We start from the raw sequence: 24,926 nt of genomic DNA, 5'->3' as shown, positions 1-24,926 counted from the left end.
TCATAGGAGCATGGCCACGAGCTCGCGGGGCAGGCCGTGGGTTTCGTGCAGGTACTCGTAATCGGTCTCGTCGAGCGACTTGTGGAACCGCTCGTGGCTGAGCACCTTGCGGCCACGATCGAGCAGGTTGCTGAACCGGATCTCCTCATCGATCAGGATCCGCCGGACCAGCGTCACCGACTCGCCCTGGTGGAAGTGGTTCAGCGTGTGTTCGAACAGCTCGAGCGGCAGGTCCGACAACGACCTGGACTCGTCGCCACTCCACAGGATGGTGAGCACCCGGCGGATCAGGCGGCGCAGGACGTAACCGCGTCCCGTGTTGGACGGGTGCACCCCGTCCCCGACGATCACGATGCTCGACCGCAGGTGGTCGATGACGATTCGCTGCTCCTCAGTGTTGAGGTTCCACAGTTGCGGGATCTGCCGCATCCACGGCTCGAACAGCGAGGTCTCGTACACGGAATCCTTGCCTTCCAGCAGCATCGTCAGTCGCTCGAGGCCGAGACCGGTGTCGATGTTCTGCTGCTGCAGGGTTTCCAGCGAACCGTCGTCGTGGCGTCGGTACCGCATCATCACGTGATTCCAGACCTCGACCCAGCGGTCGTCGGTCGTCGGCGTACCGATCGGGTCTCCGTCACCCGTCCACACGAACATCTCCGAGTCCGGACCGCAGGGACCGGTCGGGCCGTTCGACCACCAGTTGTCCTCGGTGGTCAGTTCGATCGGCAGGCCGAGCTCCTGCCAGGTCTGCAACGACTCCTGGTCGAGCGGGACCTGACTGTCCCCACCGAACACGGTCACGTACAGGCGGCGCGGATCGATCCCGAAGCCCTCGGTCAGCAACTCGTATCCCCAGCGCAGCGTCTGGCCGCTGCCGTAGTCGCCGAGCGACCACGAGCCGAGCATCTCGAACACGGTCAGGTGCGTCGGGTCGCCGACCTCATCGAGATCCGTCGTGCGCAGACAGCGCTGGATCCCGACGAGCCGGCGACCCATCGGATGCGGTTCACCTTCCAGGTACGGCGTCAGTGGATGCATCCCCGAGGTTGTGAACAACACCGGATCGCCGAGCCGCGGGATGAGCGTGGACCCGGTGGTCGGGATGTGCCCATGCTGCTGGAAGAAGTCGATGAACGTGCGGGAAATGGTCTTCTGGAGCGTGGTGGTCATGGTTCTGGTCCTTTTGGTGAGAAGACCGGAACCGAGTCACCTGGCGTCAGAAACGACAAAACCGGCGAACCGTTTCCGGTCGCCGGTGGTGGAAGAAGATGTCAGGCAGCGGCAGCCGGAGAGCACGAAGCTCGTACGGCTGCTACAAGGCTGAACATCTGATGCATACGAGCGAGAGTACACGAACGCACCAGCTAGATGTCCAGTAGTTCTCTCAGCGTGGCCCCGGACCGTTGCCAGGACCACTCCTCCTCAACCCACCGCCGCCCAGCCGCCCCCATCCGCTGCGCCTTCGCTGGATCCTCGAGCAACTCCACGATCCGCACCCCGACCGCCACCGGGTTGTACGGGTCCACGAGGTAGCCCGTCTCCCCGTGCCGGACGGTATCCGCAGTCCCCCCGGAGTCCCCGATCACCACCGGCTTCCCGGTCGCCGACGCCTCCAACGTGACAATCCCCAGCGCCTCCGGCTCAAACCCGAACCGCCGGGTCCGCGTCGGCATCGCAAACACATCCGCAGCATCCAGGTACGGCGGAATGTCGCTCCACGGCACAGGCCCGGTAAACACCACCTCGTCGCGTACTCCGGTAGCCGCAGCCAACTGCTCCAGCCTGGCGCGATCAGGCCCGCCGCCCACCAACAGAAGCCGGGCAGACGGCACCGCAGCCAACACCCCAGGCCAAGCCCGAATCAACGTGTCCTGCCCCTTACGAGCCACCAGCCGAGAAACACAAACCACCAGAGGTCCGTCCTTAGGACCACCCCCGCAGCCTGGGAAGAAGCGCGTGGTGTCGACTCCCGGCGTCAGGCGGCGCATTCGGCGTACTGCGTCCGGTGACAGCGCAGGCGCGATCTGCTCGGCGCACCAGGACGACACCGTGGTCAGCGTGTCAGCGGCATCCGCGATCCGCCGGAGAGCCTGTCGCGTACCAGGGACGGTGGCCCACCAGGTTTCGTGACCGTGGCTGATGGCAACGATTCGGTGGGCGCCGGCGCGGCGCAACGACGGTCCCATCAAACCGAGGGGCGCGGCGGCACCGAACACCACGCGGTTGGCGCCGTACTGGCTCATCAGCTCGACAGCGCGACGAGTCACCCTCGGGGTCGGCAGCAGCATCGACGTGCGGTCGCGGATCACCGGGAACGGCAGCGTCGCGTCGTACTGGGCGTCGCCGGGCTCGCTCGACGTGTAGACGACCAGGTCGGGCAGCTCGTCACACAACGATCGGACGAACGTCTCGATCCCACCCTGCCGCGGCGGGAAATCGTTGGTGACAACGAGAACCGTCATCGCTGCGCGGCCCAGGCACGTCCCATCGCGATCCGCTCCGGCGCGGTCGGGTGGGACGCGAACATCCAGTACCGCCACCGGCTCGGCGTCAGACCGGAGATGTTCGTCACCGCGAGGTTGTGCTCCATCGCGATGAAGTTCGACGGATCGTTCGTGAGCCGCAGCGAGTGGTAGTCCGCACGCGCTTCGATCCGTCGGCTGACCAGATTCTGCACCGGCAGCGAGACCGTCGTACCGATCGCGATCAGCGCCAGCAACGCCGCCGTACGCCGCGGATCCGCCATCCTTGCCCCGAGCAACGCGCCCAACAGCACAACCCCGAACGCAGCCCCGAGTACGCCGATCAGCGTCCCATGCAGCACATCATCCTCGGCCGCATGCCCGAGCTCGTGCGCCACCACCAACCGAGTCTGAGCAGGCGGCGTCTCCTTCAGCAGCGTGTCGTACACAACCAACCGCCGCGTCGACCCAAACCCGGAAACATAGGCATTCAACGCAGTCGTCCGCCGCGACGCATCAGCAACCAACACATCCTCGACCGGTACGCCGTCCTCCGCCGCGAGCCGCAGGAAATCATCCCGCTGCGCCCCCGCCGGCATCGACGTGAAGTTGTTGAACCGCGGCTCAACCAACACCGGATAAGCGAACGAAACCCCAAGCACCAGCAGCGCGGTAACAATGGCCGCGGGCAACCACCAGCTCGTCCGACGACGCCGCGCCAGCCCGATCAAACACACCGCGATCACGGCGATCGCCAGCGCAGCCAGCAGCCAGTTCACCGCCCGATCGCGAGCCCACAATCCCCACCCCTGCACCGACAACCCGTACGCCCGGGTGACCCGCTCGGCCAAAATGTCGGTGGGCAACGTGATGATGCTGGTGAGCAGTCCGAGACCCGCGATCAGCACCGGTACGGCGACATACCACCGGCTGATGCGGAGAGCGTCGTACCAGCGGCGCCCGAGCGGACTGAACCCGACCACGAGGGGGACGACCACCGACAGCACCCACGAAGTAGTTGACCACGGCAACAGCTCGGCCCGGAACGCTTGCTGGCGGGCGATCTCGGCCGGTGTGAAGTCCAGCCCCGGATCAGGCGTCGGCAGGTCGATCAGGTGCCAGGGGGTCGTGGTGACGATCACTACGACCAGCGCGGCCGCGAGGACGAGGGCCGTAACCCGCGGCGCCCACTTAGACACCAGCGAGCCTCTTGAGGTACTTCTGCCACTCGACGACGAACTCCTGCTCGGTCATCCCCAGGTTCGACTTGAACGCATCAGCCAGCCCGGTCGAACTCTTCGACGCATGCACCGCGCGATAGAACTTCACCAGCGCCGACTGCCCCTCGCGCTCCGCGATCAGCCGGCAAGCCAGCCACGCTGACTCATACGCCTGGGACAAATCAGCCGACGACGCCGCGAACGCGTTCGTGTCAGGCAGCGTCGCCGGGACCTTGCCGGCCCGGATCGCCTTGAACAGTTCCTTCGCCGCCGACTCGTCCTGCACCGGCACGGCGGTGAACGCGACATAGTCGGCGAACCCCTCCGCCAGCCACAACGGCACCGGCGACGCGGTCGCCGTCGACGCGACATGCGTGGTCTCGTGAGTCAGCACGATCCGGCGGCCCTGCTTGCCGAGCTCCTCGAACAGCTTCGGGTTAGCCACAATCCGCACCGGCGCACCACTCTGCGGCTGATCGAGCTCCGCCATCGTGACCGCGGCGATCTGCGTGTACGTGTTCGGTGCGGCGCCGAGCACGGCCTCCATCTGCGACTGCTTGGCCGGCAGGTACACAACCACCTTCTGCGGCCACGCCTTGCCCCACACCTTGCTGACCGAAGAGACCGCCCGGTCCGCGACCGCGACGTACGCCTTCGCCTGCGCCTCGGACTTCAGGCTGATCACCAGGCTGCGCTCACCCTTGGCGACATCGAGCGCACCCAGCGTCCACACCGGACGCCGCTGCCCCGCGACGAAGCGCTCCGAGAACGAAGCGGCGTACGTCTTCCCGTCCCGGGTGACGAACGTGACCGGAAGAATCGCGCGCGCCGGCTTCACGTCGTACCCGACGAGCTGCCAGGACACCTCGACCTGCGCGAGCCAGGACGCCGTACCACCGAGCTCGGCCGTCCGATCGGGCGGGAGCGCGCCAATGTCGTCGCTGATGTAACGGAACTGGAAGGTCCCGATCGGGAGCTGCTCGAGATTCGCGAAGATCGTCCGCGCACTGGTCTTGAAGGCAGTCGACTGCGGGTCGACCGTGTCCAGGAAGTCGCTGCGGTCGTCCTTCTTCACCGCGTCCGCCATCGCCTGCAGTACGGCGCCACCGTCGGTAGCCCGCTGAACACCGGCTGCCGCCTCGTCATCAGGCGTGGCGGAAGTCTGCGGATCGTGCGACCCGACCGGCGCATTCGGATCCGCAGGCGCATTGGCGACCTGGCGAAGCCCCGCGTACCCCGCCCCCGCCACCAGACAGACCGCCAGCCCAATGGCGACCTTCTTGACGATCACTCCACTGAACGGCGACGGCGCCTTCGGCTCCGCCGGCTTGAGCTCGTCCTGGACGTGCTCGCCCTGGCCGATGTGCTCGACAGCGGGCATCGGCACGGTATCGCCCTGCTCGTCGATCACTTCGACCCCTCGCTGCTCACCTGCCCCAGTCAGGCGCGACACTACGTGCCTCCTCCGACAGTAGAGCACTTGGACGGTCGTGAAACGACTCGGCTCCGGGGACGAGACCCCGGAGCCGGTGAGTATCGCAAGCCGACGGGTCAGCCCGGCCGGATGGCCGAGTTGTACGGCATGGTGTTGATCGAGGACGTCTCGACGCTCTTACCCGGGCGCGGCGCGTGCACCATCCGGCCGCCGCCGATGTACATGCCGACGTGGCTGACCGGGCTGTAGAAGAAGATCAGATCGCCCGGCATCAGCTGACTCTTGCTGACCCGACGGCCCTCATTGGCCTGCGCCTTGGACGAGTGCGGCAGCGAGACGCCCGCCTTGCCCCACGCGTACAGCATCAGGCCGGAGCAGTCGAACGAACTCGGTCCCTCTTCACCCCATACGTAGGGGTCGCCAAGCTGGTTCATCGCGGCCTTGACGGCGACTCCCGCGCGCCCGTTGGCCGGGATCGGCAGGTCGTCCATCCGGTCGCCATCGCGGCTCGGACGCTCGTTGCGCGCCTTCTCCGCTGCCTCTTCGTTCTCTTTCCGGATCCGCTCGCGCTCGGCGTCGCTGAGCTTGCCGAGCACCTTCTCCGCAGCGTCCAGGTTGCTCTTGGCTTCCGCGATCAGCTTGTTCTGCTGCGCCTGCACCGCCTGCAACTGAGCGAGCTCGCTCTTCGCGCTGGCCTGCAAGTCGGCGACCTTGCCCTGAGCGTCCTGGAACTTCCGCAGTACGGCGTTCTGCTGCCCGGCGAAGGCCTGGGCGGTGGAGGCCTGGCTCAGGAACTGGTCCGGGTTGGAGGACAGCAGCAACTGCGCCGTCGTCGACATCCCGGAAGTCTGGTACCCAGCGACCGCGAGCGACCCGATCTGACGCTTGACCACGTCAGCCTGGGCCTGCTGCTTGTTGACAGCGGTCTGCAGAGCCTTCAACCGAGCCTGGGAAGAGCTGATCTGCCCGCGCAGGTCGTTGGCCGCCTCACCGGCTTCCTCCGACTTGTGCTGCAGTGCAGCAACCTGCTTCTTCGCCTCGTCCAGTGTCGGCTTCGGATCTGCGTCCGCTCCCGACTGGATGAACAGCACACCGGCGACGACAGCGGTGCTGGTGATGGCGGCGAGGGCGATTCCCTTGGTGCGGTTGATGCGTCCGGTGGACACAGCCCGGTCGGTCCCTTCCTCTGCTCGACGCCGTCCCCGTCAACCACGCCGGTGGTTCTACAGGCTTAACGCCCGTACTACCGGCGAGGTCACTCCCTCGGCTTCCGCGCTGCCCGGCCGGTCCTATCAACCGGCACCCTGAGGCAACAGGACGTAACAGTAGTGACCGTTTCGTGACCGGTGCAATTCGCCCCTCGGGTTTGATCCAAACTTAACGTCGGATCACCCCAGGCCGACGGCCGTTTCGCCTTCACCTGCAGCGGTTTCGGCAGCAGCGTCGACCTCGACACTGCTGACGGCGTGCACCAGCCGTAACGGAGGCACCAGTCCGGACTCGGCCAGCGCGTCCAGGGCGGCCCGCTCTTCGTCGTCGATGCGGATGGGAGTAGCGCGTTCGGCGGCGAAGCCGAGGACTACTGTTACTACGCAGTCCTGGCAGCCGGGACCACGCATCAGACAGGCGTCGCAGTCGATCAGCACAACGTCCTCCAAAGTGGGGAAGCACCCGGACTTGCGTCCGGCTGAGAAGGACGCTAGAGAACGCCGCCGACAGTTTCTGATCGGCTGCTGAAATCAGGCGCGGGCGATGCGGCTGATCAGGCTGGTTGCGGACAGTGAGCGGGCGCCGAGTTTTCCGACACTCTCGGCTACCTCGCGGTCGGTGGAGACGACGACGATCGGGCGGCCTGGGGGTTCGGCGCGGACGAGTTGGCGGATGACCTCGTCGGCGATGACGCCGGCTGGGCTGAATCGGACGCGGACGCCGCGGGGTGGATTCAGCTGCACGGGGCCGGATAGTTCGGCGCCGTCGAAGACGACGGTTACTTCGATCCGGCGTTGGGCGACCAGGGCGCCAAGTGCTGTGACGAGGCGCTGGCGTTGGGAGTGGAGTGGTGAGGTCGGCCAGGCGGTCTTGGTCACGTTGTAGCCGTCGATGATCAGGTGGACCTGTGGCAGGGCCAGGAGCTCGTCGAACAGGGCTGGGTCGTCCTCTGGCGCGGTCCGGCCTACTGGGGCGGCTTCGGGCTCGGTGCCGGCGACTGTGTCGGCTGGGCGCAGGTCACCGCCTGGGGGTAGCGCCAGCTCGCGGCGGAGACCGCTGGCCGCCTCTAACACGGTGTCCAGCAACAGGCGGGTGCGCGTCGACGCCAGCTCGCGCTCCTGGCCCGCCGTACGACGGGCTGCGTGTTCGACTGCCTCTAGCTCAGTGATGCGGGCTCGTAGTCGGCGGAGCTCGCGTTCGACCTCGTTGCGGGCGGCATCGACGCGCTCGTCTGCCGTCTCGGCTTCGGTCGTGCGTTGCTCGAGGTCGCTCTGGAGGCCGGTGATGCGTTGGCGGGCCTCGTTGAGCTTGCGGCGCAGGGTGACGTTCTCGGCCTTGAGCTCGTTCACCTGTTCGCGGAGCCGCTCGCGGACTTGGCGGGTCTCGGTGCGGGCTTGGTCGAGCTGATCCGACAGCCGGTTGATGGCTTCGTCGTCCGCTCGTGGCGTCTCGGCCGGGAGCTGGGCGGCCGCGGCGATTCGCAGCTCCCACTCGTCGGGGCGCAGCAGGTAGGCCAGTGCGGCGACCTCGACCGGGTCGGCCATCGGCACCGGGATGCCCTCGGCGACCGCATCGCCGAGCTCCGCGTGTTCCCGGCGTACCTGGAACGCGGTCAGCTGGCGGAAATGCTCGTCGGTCTCGAGGATCGGGCCGAGCACGGACGCCGAGAGCTTGGCGCGCTTGGCCGGGGCGAAGCTCGCGAACCGGCGCAGCGGCGCCGGGACATCGGTCGCGGGAAGCTGGCCGAGCGCCTGCGCGGCAAGAGTGAGGACTCGTTGCCGGACGGGTTCGGGCAAAGTCGTAGCGGCGGAGCTCGCGGCGGTGCCTGCCTCAGTCACCGGTCCGCAGTCCGGCTGGGGTGACGGCCATCGCCTGCGGCCCGTGATGCAGACCACACCGAACCGGCATGAGGGCCGATTTCCCGGTGATCGCCTGTGTACGCATACCGAGAGGGTAGTCGACTCGCTCGCGTGTCACCTGCGGAATTGTCGGTGGCGGCTCTTAGCGTCGTTGCCATGACCAGCCCGCCGCCGCAGACGCCGCTGCCGATCCGTGGCGTGCAGCCGAGTTTCGACGACCTCGGGACGCCGCTGCACAGCATCACGTTCTGCGTGGTCGACCTGGAGACGACCGGCGGTGCGCCCGGCGAGTCCGGGATCACCGAGATCGGTGCGGTGAAGGTGCGGGCCGGTGAGGTGGTCGGCGAGTTCCAGACGCTGGTGAATCCCGGCGAGCCGATTCCGGCGTTCATCGCGGTCCTGACCGGGATCACCAACCCGATGGTTGCCTCGTCACCCCGGATCGACTCGGTGCTGCCGGCGTTCCTCGAGTTCGCCCGCGGCTGCGTGATGGTGGCGCACAACGCGCCGTTCGACATGGGCTTCCTGAAGCACGACAGCCTCGTGCACGGGTACGACTGGCCCGATTTCACCGTCGTCGACACCGCACTGCTCGCCCGCCGCGTGATCACACCGGACGAGGCGCCCAACTGCAAACTCGGGACGCTGGCCAAACTGTTCCGCGCCACCACGACCCCGAACCACCGTGCCCTCTCCGACGCGCGTGCCACCGTCGACGTGTTGCACGGACTGTTCGAGCGGGTCGGATCCCTCGGCGTACAGACTCTCGAGGATCTGCAGACCTTCAACTCGCGCGTCGCCCCCGCGGTGCGGGCCAAGCGGCACCTGGCCGAGTCGTTGCCGCATGCACCGGGTGTGTACCTGTTCACCGACGACCGCGGCGAGGTGCTGTACGTCGGCAAGTCGAAGGACCTGCGGAATCGCGTGCGCTCGTACTTCACCGCCTCCGAAACCCGCAACCGGATCGGCGAGATGGTCGGAATCGCCACCGCCGTCCGCGGGATCGAATGCGGCACCTCGTTGGAGGCCGAGATCCGGGAGCTCCGGCTGATCGCGGAACACAAGCCGCGGTACAACCGGCGCTCCAAGTTCCCCGAGCGGCAGCACTGGCTGAAGGTCACCGTCGAGCCGTTCCCCCGGCTCTCGCTGGTCAAACAGGTGCGTGACGACGACGGCGGCTACCTCGGCCCGTTCAGCTCCCGCAAAACCGCCGAGCGCGCGATGGCCGCGCTGCACGAAGCCTTCCCGATCCGCCAATGTACGGCGCGGATGTCGCGGACACCCCGGCTGTCGCCGTGCGTGCTGGCGGAGATGGGGCGCTGTGTGGCGCCTTGTGACGGCCGCATCTCCACCGATTCGTACGGCGAATTCGTGCACAACCTGCGAACCGCACTGACCGCCGACCCGACCCCGGTCATCGACGCCCTCGACCGGCGTATCGACGTACTGTCTGCCGACGAGCGCTTCGAGGACGCGGCGGTGCATCGGGATCGGTTGAGCGCGTTCGTGCGGAGTTCGGCGCGGATGCAGCGGATGGCGTCCGTCACGAGTTGCGCCGAGATCTGCGCGGCCCGCCGTACCGACGACGGCGGGTGGGAGCTGCACGTGATCCGACGTGGGCGGCTGGCCGCGGCCGGAGTCAGCCCGCGCGGGACGGATCCACGGCGGTACCTCGACATGCTGCGAGCCTCCGCCGAAACGGTGCTGCCCGGCATCGGCCCGGTCGCCACCGCCTCCCCCGAGGAGATCGACCTGGTCCTGCGCTGGCTGGACCAGCCCGGAATCCGCCTGGTCGAGATGGACGGCACCTGGACCTGCCCGATCACCGGCGCCGGCCGCCACCTCACCCGCATCGACAACGCCAACGCCGACCTCCACCACCCGACCGAACGCCGCCGCCTCCGCCCCCTCGGCCCGGCCCGAGCCAGCTGAGCGGTACGAGCGCTCCAGGAATGTGCCGAAGTCGGCACCGCTAGAACGGCGGCGGATCCACGAGCGGCTGACCGGTCAACGGGAACCGTGACTGGGTCGACAGCGGGTTGGCAGGCGTCGCGTTGCCGGATGCCGGCTGGGGCGACGGCCGCGATCTGCTGAGTGCGGACGGCGGACCGTCGTACGGAGGTTGCGCCGAGGCTGGGGGCGTTTCGGACCGCTGGGTGATCGGGCCGCGGGCTGGTGGGACAGTGGTGTAGCGGTGACCGGTGGGAGCAACCAGGGTGATCGAGCCATCCGGGTGGTTCTCGGTCTTCCAACCCCAGCGCGGGGTGTCTTTGATGACATGGTGATACTCGCAGTACGGCGCTAGTCCGGCCAGGCTGGTGCGGCCCGTGACGGCGAACGGCGTGCCGTGGTCGCGATCGCATTCGCGGGACGGCCGATTGCAACCGGGCCAGGCGCAGACCGGATGCCGGGCGAGCAGCGTCTCGCTGACCGACGGGGCTGGGTCGTGGCGGGTGGTCGAGGCTTCCAGGACGACACCGGTCGCCGGGTCGGTGAGGAGACGCCTCCAGGTCCCGCCTTCGGCGATTCGGCGTGCCATCTCAGCGGAGATCGGGCCGTACCCGGTCAGTTCGCACGGATCGTCGTCGAGGCCGAGCAGTGTGTTGACTGGAATCAGCACCTCGATGTGTGGGCGGCGGCGATGCTGGTCCGGCAGACGGCGTTCGAGCCAGTCCAGTCCGTTGTGGACAATGTGGCCGAACAGGTCCGCCACTACATCAGCCCTTCGCTGCTCGGCGTTCCGCTGATCACGCTCGGTCGACGCGGCTCCGGTCGACGCGGCGGCTCCGGTCGGTTCGGAGGGCTTGGAGGGCTTGGAGGGCTTGGCGTCCACAGGGGCTACGGAAGGGCGGCCTTCGGCGTGATCGGGAGCGCCGGGCTCGCGATCGGGAACGCCGCTCGCGGGATCGGTTGGAGCAGCAGACCCGGGCTCCGTGGACATGTTGGACGCGCATTCGGCACCAGGCTCTGCCGGCGTCGGCTCAGGGGCGGTCGCCCGGGAGGCCGTGAGATCTGGCGCTGTTGGAGCGGGATCCGCGGTGCGGTCCGGAGCGGAGTCCGCGGTGCGGGCGGGGTCGGCGGTACGGACCGGGTCAGCGGTCTGGGCAGGGTCAGCGGTCTGGGCAGAGTCAGCGGTACGGGCAGCGGGGCGCTTTGCCAGGTCGGACATGGCTTGGATTGCTACCCACATCTGCTGAATCTGGTCGGCGGTGTGGACGACCCACAGGCCGGCCATGCCGTTGGGCAGGGGGACGATCTTGCAGGTGCGTTCGCGGACGGCGTCTCGGTGACGGTCGGCTTCGGTGGCGGCTTGGTGCTTGGCGACCTGGGTGCGGAGAGACCGCCGGAGGTTCGCGTTGGTCTGCGACGGCGCCCGGCGCAGGACGTGGGCCTCGACCGACCTTGCGTCGTCGTCGGACAGTCCTCGGGTTGCTTCGGAGATGGCCAGGGCCTTCGACCACGAGAGAGCGCCGGTCCGCAGCGCGGTCATGGTGGCAGCGACGGGGCCAGTGAGGTGCAGGGCGGTCTCGATGTGCCGGGTGGCGGTGTTCGTCGACAGGTGTAGTGCTGCGCCGATCTCAGCGGCCCAGGAGCGCTCCGGGTCGACTGGTCGGCCTGACGAGTCGATCACCTCAGGGCGCGGCGTCTCGGCCTCCTGAGCCTTGCGCTGGCGAAAGAACGACGCCATGGAGCCGGCCTTCAGCGCCTCGGCCCAGGACGCCAGTCGCGAGGTCGCCTTGAGGTACTCGATCAAGGCCATCGGTGACAGGCATTGGGGGCGGACCTGTTCCAAGGCAGCCGCCAGGTCGCCGCCGGGCGGCAGGAACACCCAGGCCGGAGCGGACTGGCGCAGCATGAACCGCTCGGCTTCGTCCTGGTCGGCGGACGCCCACAGCTCCCACTCCAACTGGTCGACGGCCGACATCGGCGGGAGGTCGTCGTCGTACAGATCCTCCTCGGTGATCACCGTCGGCGCCTCCGGGTCGTCGACGTCGAACGCGTTGTCGTAGATGTCGTCGGGTGGCTGGCACGGATCACTGGGTGGGAAGAAGGTGCCTGCCGGCCGGGAATCGGGCGGCGGAACGATGGCGATCCGGCGGCCCGCTCGGCTCGCGAAACTCCCGGCGAGCATCTGCTCGTCGGGGGCGCAGGCCGAGTGAATCGTCATGCATTCATATTAGAACACCCGTTCGAATGCGGCAAATCGATGGGTTCTCCGCTGCTCCGGGGGTGGCCGCCACTATGCTTCGGCACGTCCGAGTGTGCTTCGAGGAGAGGACGACATGGTCACCGCGATCGTGTTCATCAAGGCCGATGTCGCGCGGATTCCGGAGGTCGCCGAGCAGGTGGCGGCCATCGCGGGAGTCAGCGAGGTGTACTCCGTGACCGGCGGGCTCGACCTGATCGCGATGATCCGGGTCGCCCACCACGACGAACTGGCGACGGTGATTCCGGACCGCGTGAACCGAGTTCCCGGCGTACTGAGCACGGAGACGCACATCGCCTTCCGCGCGTACTCGACGCACGACCTGGAGGCCGCCTTCAGCCTGGGCCAGGAGGACGGTGTCTGAGGCTCGGAACCACGCCCTTTCTGACACGCGCTGAAGTTACGGTGAACGTATGAGCAACCCTCCCGCAGGCTGGTACCCGGACCCGACCGGGCAGCCCGACACCATCCGCTGGTGGAACGGGAAACAGTGGACCAATCGGACCGAGAAGGAAACGGTCGGTTCTACGGAGCTTGAGACGGTGGATGAGCCTGTCTCGGCTGAGCCTGAGGTCGTCGCTGAGCCTCAGCAGGGTGTGTGGGGGGCTACTGCGTCTACGCAGGAGGGGTCTGCTCCGACCTGGGGTGCGACGCAGACTGGGTGGGATACGACTTCACCTCCGCAGCAGGGTGGTTGGTGGCCTAATCCGGACGAGCCGGAGAGCGGGCCGAGGTTGGCCGCGGTCGGGCCGGTGGATGGTGGCACGGCTGCCGTGGCCGGCGGTGAGGTGCGTGCGGGTGACGGGCTGACGCCGTTCGAGCGGGCGCGGGCCACCTGGAACGCTCCGGAGATCGCGCCGGCGCCGCCAGAGCACTGGACGCAGCCGCCGATTCCCGAGGTGGTTGAGCCCGCTCCTACGTCGCAGTCTGAGGAGCAGACGGCCCCCAACGGGTGGACCCTGCGACTCGCCGACACCCCCGAGGCGGACGCGCCACACGCCGACCCCCAGGCTGGCGCGGCAGCAGATGCGCAGGCAGACACGGCAGGTGTTCACGCGGACGCTCAGGCGGACGCGGCGGCAAGTGCTCAGACGGACGCCGGTACGGCGGCAGGTGCTCATGCGGGTGCCGGTACGGCGGCAGGTGCTCCTGCGGATGCCGGTACGGCGGCAGGTGCTCATGCGGGTGCCGGTGCGGCGGATGCGGCGGCTGGTGCTCACGCGGATGCTGGTGTGGCGGACTCGGGTGATGCTCGGTGGGGTGCTTCGAGTGGCGATTGGGGTGTCGAGGGCGAAACCGACGTCCAGGCGGGCGTGAGTGCTGCTGGCGGGTGGGGTACTGAGGCGGACGTGCCGGCTGAGGCCGGTGGTTGGGGTGTGGAGGCGGACACCGGAGCGCAGACCGCGGCCAGTGGGTGGGGCGCGGAGGCGGACGGTGGGGCGCAGGCTGGTACGACGGGAGCTTGGGCAACCGCGGCCGGCGGCGGTGACGAGGTAGCGGCTGGCGCTGGTGACGTGGCGGCCGCTGGTGGTGAGCAGGGGTGGTCCGACGTGAGTTGGACCCAGGCCCCGAACGCCGCCCGCAAACCCCGCGAGACGAGCGCCGCGGAGCAAACCACCGAACTCCAGACCGGTGAGCCGGACAACGAAACCACTCAGGTCCAGCCGGCCTGGGGAGCACAGACCGGAAACGGTGGTGCGCAGACTCAGCCGACCTGGGGCGAGCAGCCCGGTGACGAAGCTACTCAGGTGCAGTCGACCTGGGGTGGGCAGACGGGTGGCGGGGGCGCGCAGGCTCAACCGACCTGGGGTGCACAGTCCGGAGACGACGCACCCCAGGCACAGCCGAGCACGAGCGGCCAGGGCGGTGACGACACCACCCAGGTCCAGCCGACCTGGGGCGGGCAGACGAATGACGGGGCCGCGCAGGCGACCTGGGGTTCGCAGACCGGTGACGGCGGTGCTCAGACGCAGCCGAGCTGGGGTGGGCAGACCGGGGATGACGCTACCCAGGTGCAGCCGGCCTCGGGTGGGCAGACGGGTGGTGGGGGCGCGAAGGGGCAGTCGGGCTGGGGAGTCGATCCGGATCTGGAGCAGGGGCCGGCTCAGCAGGGCTGGGGGGTTGCGGCTTCGGAGGGGAAGGCTCAGCTCTGGGGCGTGGATGCGGCTGCCGAGGGCCAGTCGTCGGGAACCGCGGGTGGTGCGCCTGAGAGCCAGGTGAGCTCGTGGGGTGGGCAGCAGGCTGCGGGTGGTGAGCAGGCGGGCGGCACGTCCTGGGGTGCGCAGCAGGCCGCGGACGATGGGCAAGCGGGTGGTGCGTCTTGGGGTGCGCAGCAGGCCGCGGGTGATGAGCAGGCAGGCGGCACGTCCTGGGGTACGCAGTCCTCGGGTGGGCAGTCCTCGGGTGGTGGTCAGCAGGGTGGGGCTGGTGGTTGGGGGGCTGGGCAGGGGGATGGTGGGCCTTGGGGTGGGCAGCAGGCTAGTGGGTGGGGGGCTGGAACCGAGCAGAGCGCGAGTGAGCAGAAGCAGGCTGGTTGGGGGGCTGGGCAGGGTGGGGCGGCTACTACTCAGGCTGAGGGTGGGCCTTGGGGTGGCGGGCAGCAGGCTGGTGGGTGGGGTGCGGGGCCGGGGAGCGGTGGGCCTGGTCGGGGTGGAGGTAAGGCCACCAAGAAGAAATCTGGTGGGAGTTCGAAGAAGAAGTCTTCGGGTGGCGGTGGCGGGCGGTCTGGGGCGAAGTTGCCGTTGATCGTCGGTGGTGGGATCGCGTTGGTGATGCTGGTGGTCGCCGCGGTGTTCCTGATCGTGAACCCTGGTGACAAGAAGAAGGCGGATCCTGGGCCGACGACGCCGACCAGCCAGCCGACGAATCAGCCGACCGGCGCGACCAAGCCCGGTGAGTCGAAGAATCCGAAGCTGCACGAAGGTGAGCGGATTGCGGCGACCGCGATCTCGTTCCCTCGTCGTACGGGGTTGTGGTCGGACCGCAAGCGGCTGGTACCGCAGTTGCTCGACTCGAGCGGGCAGTACATCGTGCTGCAGCAGAAGTTCGACGGGACCAACAACTGGTACGCGAACATCTTTGTCGGTGCCTTGGGCAACCAGGCCGGGTACGGCGGGGACCCGAAGGCGAGCGCGCTGGCGCTGGCGAACGAGGTGCCGGCGTCGCTGTACGGCGGGATCGCGATCACCCGGAAGCCGGGGCTGAACGGCCAGGTGAAGCGGTCGGACAAGTCGGGCTGGTTCGTACAGCAGACGATCACCGCCAAGTCGGGCAAGGTGACCGCCCGGGTGCTTACCCTGACAGTGGCCGTTTTTGACCTCGGGGACGGGACGGCCGTCGCGTACATCAGCGACATCCCCACCAACCGCCCAGACCTGAAGGCGGCCGAAAGCCAGGCCTACAAGGGAATCAACGTTGGCTGACAACGAGAACAACTATCCGCCCCCACCACGCTCCGGCCGGCACAGCGCACCACCACCGCCGCCCGTAGCCCCCGCACGCCCGCCAACGGAGGTGGAGACGCCGCCGCTCGTCGGTGGCACTCCTCCGGTCGCGGGCGGTCCGGGTGCTCCGGCAACCGGTGGGCTGGGCAATGCGCCGGTCGCGGGTGGACTGGGTGCTCCCCCGGTATCGTCGGGTGGATCGGATGACGTGCTGATGGGGCAGTCGCCTGCACCTGCGCCGCCACCACCTCCGCCACCGCGCTCCCCCGCACAGGGGCCGGCAGTGGGTCAGCCACCGGGGTATGCGCCGCAGGGCGGATCACAGCCGGGCCCTCAGTTCGCGCAGCACCCCGGGCAGGGCGCGCAACCGCCTGCAGGTCCGTACGGCGGTCAGCCCGCACCCTCCGGCCCACCGACACAGCCCGGTCCCGTGCAGTCGGGTCAGCCTGCGCAGCCAGCACGGCCGGGGTACCCCGGACACACAGTCCAGGCGGGTCGGCCGAGTCAGCCGGAGCAGGCGGGACAGTCGGTGCAGCCCGGACAACCCGGTCAGCGGGTGCAAGCGGGTCAGCCGACGCGGCCGGGACAGCCCGGACAGCTAGGTCAGCCAATGCAGGCAGGTCAGCACGTGCTGCCCGGTGAGTCCGCACACCCAATGCAGGCGGGTCAGGCGAATCAGGCGGGTCAGCCTGGGCTGCCGCCGGGGCAGGAAGGGATTGGGCCGCGGCCTGGGCAGATGACGGCTGGGCCGCAAGGCCGACCGCCTGTGCACGGGGCGGGCTCGGCACCGGCTGGGCCGACGGGACCCCAGGTTCCGCTGGGCGGGCAGGGAGGGATGCCGCAGGGCTACGGGTCAGGTGGACCGCAAGGTCAGCGGCCGGGCTCTCAGCCTGCTGTGGGCCCGACGTGGTCGCAGGCTGGGCGGACGGGTCCCCAGGTACCGCAGGGCGGGCAGGGGGTTCCGCAAGGCAATGGACCGGCTGGGCCGACAGGTCCGCACGGGAACGCGCCAGGCGGGTTGCCGGGTCAGCGGGCGGGCACTCAGCCCGGAGTTGGGTCTGCTGGACCGCAGGGTGGGCCGGCAGGTCCCCAGGGTCCGCAGGGCGCGCAGTGGGGTGTTCCGCAGGGCAACGGGCCAGGTGGACCTCAAGGGCAGCGACCGGGCAATCAGCCTGGTGGTGTGCCGAGTGGGCCGCAGGGCGGGCCGGCTGGATCAGAAGGCGGGCCGAGTGGGCCGCAGGGTGCGCCGGCTGGATCACAAGGCGGGCCGAGTGGGTCACAGGGTGGGCCGAGTGTGGCTCAGGGCGGGCCAGTGCAGTACGGGCCTCGGGCTGGGCAGGCGGGTGTGCCGGGTGGGCTGCCGTCGTACGCGCAGCAGGCTCAGCCGGTGTCTGCGCAGCAGGTTGGGCGGCCCTCGGCTGCGCAGCAGGGTGGGCAGGGGGCTGGTGGGCCGGGAGCTGTGTCCGGTGGCGAGCAGGCTGGTGGGTCGGGGTCTAAGCGGGTTGGGGTGCCTGAGGCTGAGGGGTATGGGGTGGTTTTGAGGCCTGGTGGGGACTCGGGGGCTCGGGCTCGGTTGGTTGGGGCTTTGGTTTTGGTGGTGGCTGCTTTGACGGCTACCGCGTTGAGTGTTGGGTGGATCTGGACTCGGGCTGATGCGGTTCAACCCGTTGCGTTGCCTTCGGGGAATCCGGGGTTTCGGACGGTTAGTCCTTCGGTGAAGCCTTCTGAGACGCCGCCGCCTCGGGGAGAGGTGTTGGGGGCGTTGATCGTTGCTGCCAACAAGGACACGATGCCGATCATGGGGTCGACGTGGACGAACACCGGTGAGCGGTCGGGGCAGTACGGCGGGGCTGCGATCTGGCTGACCGTGCACGAGAACTACAACAAGGAAGCCGACTGGGGGAACTACGTCTCGTTCGGTCAGCTGACGCCGACGTTCAAGGTGACCAGTACGCCGGCCGGGCTGAAGGCGGCCGCCACGCAAGCCGGGTCGCGGGCGATCATCGGGTTGTACGGCGAGGGCGCGAAGATCTCCGGTACGACGCACAAGGCGATCACCGTGGATGGGCACAAGGGGCACGAGATCACCACGCGGGTGGCGGTCAAGGCGCCGAAGCTGAAGGAGACGTTCTCGACTGTGCTGATCGCGGTCGTCGACCGCGGGGACGGTACGGCGGCGGTGTCGATCGGGGACATCGCGGGGACGACGCCGACGTGGATTCAGGTGTGGCGGACGAAGGTCAGCGAGATCAAGATCAGCCGTTGAGATCCGGCGGGACGCGAGTCCCGCCGGCCAACAGCTAGCCGCGCACAGTCGCGCAGGCGGCGATCCAGCGGTCCAGGACGTCCTTGGCCGCGCCGGAGTCGATCGCCTCGGCGGCGAGGTCCATCCCGGCGCGGATCCGCGCGGTAATCGGACCCTCGACCGGGGTATAGGCGGCAAGCGCCGCCCCGGCGTTCAGCAGGACGACGTCGCGCACAGCGCCCGCCTCGCCTTCGAGCAGCGACCGGACGACCTTGGCGTTGTACGGCGCGTCCGCACCCTTCAGCGCATCCGCCGACACCGGCTCGATGCCGAGATCGCGCGGGTCGACCGTGAACGGCCCTTCCACCTCTCCGCCACCGACGTTCCACACCTGAGACGTCGTACGGGTGGTGAGTTCGTCCAGCCCGTCGTCCCCGTGGAAGACCAGGGCGTCGATCCCGCGCCGGGCCAGTACGCCGGCCATCAGCCCGGCGACCCGGGCGTCGCCGACGCCGACCGCCTGGGCGGAAGGATCACCGGGGTTCGCCAGCGGACCGAGGAAGTTGAAGGTCGTCGGTACGCCGAGCTCTCGCCGCGGTACGGCGGCATGTCGCAGCGCGGGGTGGAACGCGGGCGCGAAGCAGAAGGTGATCCCGGCCTGCTCCCCCACTTCGGCGACCTGCGCCGCGGTGAGGTCGAGCGGAATCCCGAGCTCCTCCAGTACGTCGGCCGCTCCGCATGCCGAGGATGCGGCGCGGTTGCCGTGTTTGACGACCTTCGCACCGGCGCCGGCGGCAACGATCGCGGACATCGTGCTGATGTTCACGGTGTGCGCCTGGTCGCCGCCGGTACCGACGACATCCAGGGTCCGGCCGGGGACCGAGATCCGGGTCGCGAAGTCGCGCATGGTCGTGACCAGGCCCTCGACCTCGGTGACTGTCTCACCCTTGGCGCGGAGCGCGATCACGAAGCCGGCCAGCTGGGCCGGGGACGCGGCGCCGGAGAGGATCTGCTCCATCGCCCACGCGGTGGCGGTGACCTCGAGGTCCTCGCCGCGCAGCAGCGGGTTGAGGACCTGCGGCCAGGTGTAGGCGGCCATCGCCGGGATCAGGTGGTGGCGGGCAGCTTGGCGACCACGGCGCGGAGCAGGTCCGCGGTGACCTCGGCGAACCGGACCGGGTCGATCGGGTGCGAGACCGCGGCCTCGGCGCGCGACCAGGTGGCCAGCCAGGCGTCCTGCGGACGGCCGGTGATGACCAGGACCGGCGGGCAGTTGAAGATCTCGTCCTTCAGCTGCCGGGCGATCCCCATGCCACCGGCCGGCACTGCTTCGCCGTCCAGGATGGCCAGGTCGATCCCGCCCTTGTCCATGGTCTTGATCACGGCCGGCTCGGTCGCACACTCGACGTACTCGAGGGCGGGCAGATCGGCGGCCGGGCGCTTGCCCAGCGCGAGCCGGACGGACTCCCGCGTCGTACGGTCGTCGCTGTAGACGAGAACCTTCAGCGGACGCTCTGAGCTCATCGATTCATCCCAAGCTGTGAAAAAGGCGACTGGACAGCTGAATGCTACCGGGGTGTCTGTTCAGCCCGGCGCGCCTGTTCCTCCAACCGGTCCAGGCGGCGGTCCTCGCGGCGCGCCTCACGCTGCGAGTCGCGCACCCATTGGACGAACAGAACGCCGAAGAAGACCAGCCCGACGATGTCGCCGGAGCCCCACAACAGGCCGCCGGCGATGAACTGGTCGTGTAGTGGCGAGGGCGGCCAGGAGCGTTCGAAACTCGTGTACCAGTCCTCGGCGATCAGCTTGTTCGCGGACATGATCGTGATCCCGAGGAACGCGTGGAACGGCAACGTGAGGAACGTCATGATCAGCCGGAACGGGTAGATCACCCGCCCCGGGACCGGGTCGATGCCCAGCAGCGGCCAGAAGAACAGCGATCCGACCAGCACGAAGTGGAAATGCAGCAGGTCGTGCAGCGCGGTCGAGCGCAGCGTGGCGTCGTAGATGCCGCTGAAATAGAGCACCCAGGGGCTCAGGACGAACAGTGTGAAGCCGATCAGCGGGAAGCAGGCGACCTTCGCGATCCGCGAATGCAATACGGAGAGCAACCATTTCCGGGGCCGCTGGGGCAGCGTCCGCAGCGCCAGGGTGACCGGCGCGCCGAGCGCCATCATCAGCGGCGTCAGCATCGACAGGACCATGTGCTGAGCCATGTGCACGCTCAGCAGCACCGTGTCGTAGGTGCCCAGCGCCGATTGGGTCGCGATCACCGCGCTGCCCAGCCCCAGTCCGACGAACGCGACGGTCCGCCCGACGGGCCATTTGTCACCGCGTTTGCGGAGCTGGCGGACGCCGTACAGGTAGAGCGCACCGGCCGCGATGATCACGGCGAGTAACACCGGTTCGAAGGTCCAGGCCGTCAGCAACCGCAGGGGTGTGAACGGCGCGATCTGGTCACCGGGCCCGGCGTGGAGAGGAAGCACCTTTCAACAGTAGTGCGACATGCATGGGGGTGGTCGTAGTACTTCCGGGGTGGACCGACATAATGACGGCGTGGCCACTGCAACTGCGCTCCCAGCGTCTCGTGAACACGGACACCACGACCGTCCCAGCATGGTCAGTGTCGGCACGATCGTCTGGCTAGCGAGCGAACTGATGTTCTTCGCCGCTCTGTTCGCGGCGTACTTCACGATCCGGTCGGTGACGACCGCGACCGCGGCGCCCGGGACGGAGACGCTCTGGGACGCGTCGACGGAGATGCTGAACATCCCGTTCGCGCTGACCAACACGCTGATCCTGGTGCTCTCCTCGGTGACGTGCCAGTTCGGCGTCTTCGCGGCCGAGCACGGCCGGGTCGGCCGGGTCGGCTCCGCGGCGAACTTCCTCAAGTGGGGGATGCGTGAGTGGTTCATCCTCACGTACCTGATGGGCGCGGTCTTCATCGCCGGCCAGGTGACGGAGTACGCCACGCTGATCCACGAGGGCATCACGATCTCGTCCTCGCCGTACGGGTCGGTGTTCTACCTGACCACCGGCTTCCACGGCCTGCACGTGACCGGCGGCCTGATCGCCTTCGTGTTCGTCCTGGCCAGGACCTACATGACCCGCAAGTTCACCCACGAACAGGCCGTCTCGGCGATCGTCGTGTCGTACTACTGGCACTTCGTCGACGTGGTCTGGATCGCCCTGTTCGCGACCATCTACCTGCTCAAATGAGTGAGAAGAGAACCTCCTTGTCACCGGCGCGCTTTCTCTCCGCGCGACGACGGCACCGGTCCGCCGGCCTCGTCGTGCTCCTGTTCGGCCTCCTGGCAGTGGGCTCGGCGTACGCCGCGTTTGCCCCTGGCAGCGCGGTGGCCGACAACTCGGCCCAGTCCCAGCAGATCGAAGAGGGCAAGAAGCTCTTCGCGGTCGGCTGCTCCAGCTGTCACGGCCTGAACGCCGAAGGCAGCGGGAACGGCGAGGGCAAGATGGCCGGCCCGTCGCTGATCGGTGTCGGTGCGGCCGCGGTCGACTTCCAGGTCGGCACCGGCCGGATGCCCGCGATGCAGCCGGGCGCCCAGGTCCCGCGGAAGACTCCCGCCTACACGCCGGAGGAGATCGAGGCCCTGGCCGCGTACGTCGCCTCGCTGGCCCCGGGCCCGGCGGTTCCGGCGACCGACGCGTACGACATCAGCAAGGCCACCGACGAGCAGGTCACCCGTGGTGGCGAGCTGTTCCGGACCAACTGCACGGCCTGCCACAACTTCGCCGGCAAGGGTGGCGCGCTGCCCAACGGCAAGTACGCGCCGTCGCTGATGAACGTCGACCCGAAGCACATCTACGAGGCGATGCTCACCGGTCCGCAGCAGATGCCGGTCTTCTCCGACCAGGTGATGCTGCCGGAGGACAAGCGCGACATCATCGCCTACCTGCACGCGCTGCAGGAGCAGAAGGACCCGGGTGGCTTCGGTCTCGGCCGGCTCGGCCCGGTGTCCGAGGGTCTGTGGGGCTGGCTGGTCGGTATCGGCCTGCTGGTCGCGGTGGCGGTCTGGATCGGCGCCAAGGGCGTGAAGGCCAAGGGCCCCGGCGCAGCACACAAGGCTGAGGGGGCGAGCGCCGAATGAGTGACAAGAACCTGCCTGTGAAGGCGGACGACGAGCACCACGGCACGGTCGAGGTGGCCGAGCCGATCGCGGATCCGGGTCTGGAGCCGCACGAGTACCGGATCACCGACATCGACCCGAAGGCCGCCGACCGGGCGGAGCGTCAGGTCGCGACGATGTTCACGCTGGCCGGCCTGCTGGCCCTCGGCGCCTGCGTCGCGTACTTCGCGATCCCGCGGGACGCGATCCTCGAGTTCGGTCCGCTGTCCGGTAACGCGAACAACATGACGCTGGGCCTGTGCCTGGGCGTCGGGCTGTTCCTGATCGGCGCCGGGGCGATCCAGTGGGCCAAGCAGCTGATGGTCGACACCGAGATCGTCGAGCTGCGGCACGACGCCAACTCCTCGCCGGAGCAGAAGGCCGACATCATCGAGGGCTTCAAGGAGGGTGCGGCCGAGTCCGGCTTCGGCCGGCGCAAGCTGATCCGCCGCTCGCTGCTCGGTGCGATGGGCCTGCTCGGCCTGCCGGCCATCGTGCTGCTGCGTGACCTCGGTCCGCTGCCGGGCCGCAGCCTGTACAACACCATCTGGGCCAAGGGCATCCGGGTCGTCAACGACGTCACCGACCGCCCGATCAAGCCGTCCGACCTGCAGGTCGGTCAGCTGGTCAACGCGCAGCCGGCCAACCTCACTCCACTGCAGGAGGAGAGCGCGGTCGAGTACCAGAACGCCAAGGCGAAGGCCGCGGTGATCGTGGTCCGGATCGAGCCGAACAAGATCCGTACCAAGCCCGGTCGTGAGAACTGGGGTATCGACGGCATCCTGTGCTACTCCAAGATCTGCACCCACGTGGGCTGCCCGATCTCCCTGTACGAGCAGACCACGCACCACGTGCTCTGCCCGTGCCACCAGTCGACGTTCGACCTGGCCGACGGCGCGAAGGTGATCTTCGGGCCTGCTGCCCGGCCGCTGCCTCAGCTACCGTTGGCAGTGGACGCAGAGGGCTACCTGGTCGCGCAGAGCGGCTTCACCGAGCCGGTCGGCCCGAGCTTCTGGGAACGAGGGTGACACCAGTGTCTGACACGAAAGAAAAGCCTGCCGCCACGGCAGAGTTTCCGGCGCCGGTCAAGTGGGTCGACGACCGGCTCGGGATCGGCAAGATCGGCCGCAAGAACCTGCGCAAGGTCTTCCCGGACCACTGGTCGTTCATGCTCGGCGAGATCGCGCTGTACAGCTTCATCATCCTGATCCTCACCGGCATCTTCCTGACCTTCTGGTTCAAGCCGTCGATGGCCGAGGTCGAGTACCAGGGTTCGTACAGCCTGCTCAAGGGCCTGCACATGTCCGAGGCCTACGCCTCGACGCTGGACATCTCGTTCGACGTCCGCGGCGGTCTGCTGATGCGGCAGATCCACCACTGGGCGGCCGTGCTGTTCATCGCCGCGATGATGGTGCACCTGCTCCGGATCTTCTTCACCGGCGCGTTCCGCAAGCCGCGTGAGCTGAACTGGGTGATCGGTTTCGGGATGCTGTTCCTCGGCATCATCGAGGGCTTCATCGGCTACGGCCTCCCCGACGACCTGCTGTCGGGTACCGGGCTGCGAATCACCCAGGGCATGATCCAGGCGTCCCCGATCATCGGGACCTACCTGAGCTTCTTCATCTTCGGCGGCGAGTTCCCGGGTGACGAGTTCGTGTCCCGGTTCTTCACCGTGCACGTGCTGCTGATCCCGGGGTTGATCCTGGCCCTGGTCACGGCACACCTGTTCCTGGTCGTGTACCACAAGCACACCCAGTACGCCGGTCCCGGGCGGACCGAGAAGAACGTCGTCGGCTACCCGCTGATGCCGGTCTACATGGCCAAGGCCGGTGGCTTCTTCTTCGTCGTGTTCGGCATCACCGCGCTGATGGGCGCGCTGCTGCAGATCAACCCGGTCTGGCTGTACGGGCCGTACAACCCTGCCGAGGTAACGGCCGGCTCGCAGCCGGACTGGTACATGGGCTGGCTGGAAGGCTCGGTCCGCATCATGCCGGGCTTCGAGTCCCATTTCTGGGGCGTCACCCTCAGCTGGAACCTGCTGATACCGGCGCTGCTGATACCACCTGCCTTCGTCACCTTGGTCGCGTTGTATCCGTTCATCGAGAGTTGGATCACCGGCGACAAGCGGGAGCACCACCTGCTGGACCGGCCGCGCAACGTGCCGACCCGGACCGGTATCGGTGCCGCCTTCATCACCTTCTACGGCCTGCTGTGGATCGGTGGCGGTAACGACCTGGTGGCGACCCACTTCGACGTGTCGCTGAACAAGGTGACCTGGTTCCTGCGGGTCGCGGTGTTCCTCGGTCCGGTGCTCGCCTTCTGGGTGACCCGGCGGATCGCGATCTCGCTGCAGCGCGCGGACCAGGAGCGGCTGCTGCACGGTCTGGAGTCGGGCATCATCGTCCGCTCCCCCGACGGCGGCTACTCGGAGCGGCACACGCCGATCTCGAACTTCGAGGCCTACGAGCTCACCGCGCACGACCGGCTCGTGCCGTACGAGGTGGGTCCGGAGACCGACGACAACGGGGTTCGCGCCCCGCGCCGGGCACTCAACAAGGTGCGCGCCAAGCTGAGCCGCTTCTACTACGCGGACGCGGTGCAGAAGCCGACCGCGGCGGAGATCGAGGACGCGCACTCGCACGGTCACGACGACGACGTGCACGAGCTGACCGAGACGGAAGCCTTCCACGAGGTCACGCCCGACAAGCACTGACGCAGT

The 24,926-nt window shown here is 68.3% G+C and carries 19 protein-coding genes; 8 read left to right on the top strand and 11 right to left on the bottom strand.

Features of this window, described 5'->3' with window-relative positions; all coding sequences use genetic code 11:
• The 7 genes from ACFTSF_RS28415 to ACFTSF_RS28385 form a co-directional block, all read right to left on the bottom strand.
• On the bottom strand, positions 1-1,170 hold the full coding sequence (locus tag ACFTSF_RS28415) for an alanine--tRNA ligase-related protein (protein WP_380157066.1): 1,170 nt from the start codon (positions 1,168-1,170) through the stop codon (positions 1-3).
• 194 nt (positions 1,171-1,364) lie between these two features.
• The gene (locus ACFTSF_RS28410) at positions 1,365-2,462 is read right to left on the bottom strand and encodes a glycosyltransferase family 4 protein (RefSeq protein ID WP_380157065.1); all 1,098 of its coding nucleotides are present in this window, start codon (positions 2,460-2,462) and stop codon (positions 1,365-1,367) included.
• Positions 2,459-3,661, bottom strand: coding sequence for a M48 family metalloprotease (locus ACFTSF_RS28405; protein WP_380157063.1), 1,203 nt, complete (start codon positions 3,659-3,661; stop codon positions 2,459-2,461). The genes ACFTSF_RS28410 and ACFTSF_RS28405 overlap by 4 nt, the downstream gene beginning before the upstream one ends.
• Complete coding sequence (locus tag ACFTSF_RS28400) at positions 3,654-5,135, bottom strand: hypothetical protein (protein ID WP_380157061.1); 1,482 nt, start codon at positions 5,133-5,135, stop codon at positions 3,654-3,656. Before ACFTSF_RS28400 ends, ACFTSF_RS28405 begins: the two co-directional genes overlap by 8 nt.
• A gap of 98 nt (positions 5,136-5,233) precedes the next feature.
• Complete coding sequence (locus tag ACFTSF_RS28395; RefSeq protein ID WP_380157060.1) at positions 5,234-6,283, bottom strand: NlpC/P60 family protein; 1,050 nt, start codon at positions 6,281-6,283, stop codon at positions 5,234-5,236.
• Between the two features lie 222 nt (positions 6,284-6,505).
• Positions 6,506-6,763, bottom strand: coding sequence for a hypothetical protein (locus ACFTSF_RS28390; RefSeq protein ID WP_344150599.1), 258 nt, complete (start codon positions 6,761-6,763; stop codon positions 6,506-6,508).
• Positions 6,764-6,856: 93 nt separating this feature from the next.
• Positions 6,857-8,164: an NYN domain-containing protein gene (locus ACFTSF_RS28385; protein WP_380157058.1), complete on the bottom strand. Its 1,308-nt coding sequence runs from the start codon at positions 8,162-8,164 to the stop codon at positions 6,857-6,859.
• Positions 8,165-8,341: 177 nt separating this feature from the next.
• Between ACFTSF_RS28385 and ACFTSF_RS28380 the strand changes: the two genes are divergently transcribed.
• Entirely contained in the window at positions 8,342-10,117 is a 1,776-nt protein-coding gene (locus tag ACFTSF_RS28380) for a DEDD exonuclease domain-containing protein (RefSeq protein ID WP_344150593.1), read from the top strand.
• A 40-nt stretch (positions 10,118-10,157) separates the two neighbouring features.
• Here the strand turns inward: ACFTSF_RS28380 and ACFTSF_RS28375 are convergent, their stop codons facing one another.
• Positions 10,158-12,353 carry a DUF222 domain-containing protein gene (locus tag ACFTSF_RS28375; RefSeq protein WP_380157056.1) on the bottom strand — a complete coding sequence of 732 codons (2,196 nt, stop codon included), beginning with the start codon at positions 12,351-12,353 and terminating at the stop codon, positions 10,158-10,160.
• A 115-nt stretch (positions 12,354-12,468) separates the two neighbouring features.
• Between ACFTSF_RS28375 and ACFTSF_RS28370 the strand changes: the two genes are divergently transcribed.
• The 3 genes from ACFTSF_RS28370 (at position 12,469) to ACFTSF_RS28360 (ending at position 18,101) form a co-directional block, all read left to right on the top strand.
• Positions 12,469-12,756: an Lrp/AsnC ligand binding domain-containing protein gene (locus ACFTSF_RS28370; RefSeq protein ID WP_344150587.1), complete on the top strand. Its 288-nt coding sequence runs from the start codon at positions 12,469-12,471 to the stop codon at positions 12,754-12,756.
• Positions 12,757-12,805: 49 nt separating this feature from the next.
• Entirely contained in the window at positions 12,806-15,814 is a 3,009-nt protein-coding gene (locus tag ACFTSF_RS28365) for a DUF2510 domain-containing protein (RefSeq protein WP_380157054.1), read from the top strand.
• A gap of 1,735 nt (positions 15,815-17,549) precedes the next feature.
• Positions 17,550-18,101, top strand: coding sequence for a hypothetical protein (locus tag ACFTSF_RS28360; protein WP_380157053.1), 552 nt, complete (start codon positions 17,550-17,552; stop codon positions 18,099-18,101).
• 34 nt (positions 18,102-18,135) lie between these two features.
• Here the strand turns inward: ACFTSF_RS28360 and trpD are convergent, their stop codons facing one another.
• The 3 genes from trpD to ACFTSF_RS28345 are packed head-to-tail and all read right to left on the bottom strand — an operon-like array spanning position 18,136 to position 20,566.
• Positions 18,136-19,179, bottom strand: a complete 1,044-nt coding sequence (gene trpD / locus ACFTSF_RS28355) for an anthranilate phosphoribosyltransferase (RefSeq protein ID WP_344150575.1) — start codon at positions 19,177-19,179, stop codon at positions 18,136-18,138.
• A gap of 8 nt (positions 19,180-19,187) precedes the next feature.
• Positions 19,188-19,604: a hypothetical protein gene (locus tag ACFTSF_RS28350; protein ID WP_344150572.1), complete on the bottom strand. Its 417-nt coding sequence runs from the start codon at positions 19,602-19,604 to the stop codon at positions 19,188-19,190.
• Positions 19,605-19,648: 44 nt separating this feature from the next.
• Positions 19,649-20,566, bottom strand: a complete 918-nt coding sequence (locus ACFTSF_RS28345; protein ID WP_344150569.1) for a cytochrome c oxidase assembly protein — start codon at positions 20,564-20,566, stop codon at positions 19,649-19,651.
• Between the two features lie 70 nt (positions 20,567-20,636).
• On the opposite strand from ACFTSF_RS28345, the gene ACFTSF_RS28340 reads away from it, so the two are divergent.
• The 4 genes from ACFTSF_RS28340 to ACFTSF_RS28325 are packed head-to-tail and all read left to right on the top strand — an operon-like array spanning position 20,637 to position 24,920.
• Positions 20,637-21,299 (top strand): heme-copper oxidase subunit III, encoded by a 663-nt coding sequence (locus ACFTSF_RS28340; RefSeq protein WP_344150566.1) that lies wholly within the window; start codon positions 20,637-20,639, stop codon positions 21,297-21,299.
• A complete protein-coding gene (locus ACFTSF_RS28335; protein ID WP_380157050.1) occupies positions 21,296-22,189 on the top strand; it encodes a c-type cytochrome in 894 nt (297 codons plus the stop codon). Before ACFTSF_RS28340 ends, ACFTSF_RS28335 begins: the two co-directional genes overlap by 4 nt.
• Positions 22,186-23,235 carry a Rieske 2Fe-2S domain-containing protein gene (locus tag ACFTSF_RS28330; RefSeq protein ID WP_380157049.1) on the top strand — a complete coding sequence of 350 codons (1,050 nt, stop codon included), beginning with the start codon at positions 22,186-22,188 and terminating at the stop codon, positions 23,233-23,235. Before ACFTSF_RS28335 ends, ACFTSF_RS28330 begins: the two co-directional genes overlap by 4 nt.
• A 5-nt stretch (positions 23,236-23,240) precedes the next feature.
• Positions 23,241-24,920: a cytochrome bc complex cytochrome b subunit gene (locus ACFTSF_RS28325; protein ID WP_380157047.1), complete on the top strand. Its 1,680-nt coding sequence runs from the start codon at positions 23,241-23,243 to the stop codon at positions 24,918-24,920.
• The last annotated feature ends 6 nt before the right edge of the window (positions 24,921-24,926 follow it).

It is taken from the genome of Kribbella sp. NPDC056951, from assembly GCF_042674205.1.
Lineage (GTDB): Bacteria > Actinomycetota > Actinomycetes > Propionibacteriales > Kribbellaceae > Kribbella > Kribbella yunnanensis.
This window is presented reverse-complemented; position numbering and strand designations above follow the sequence as displayed.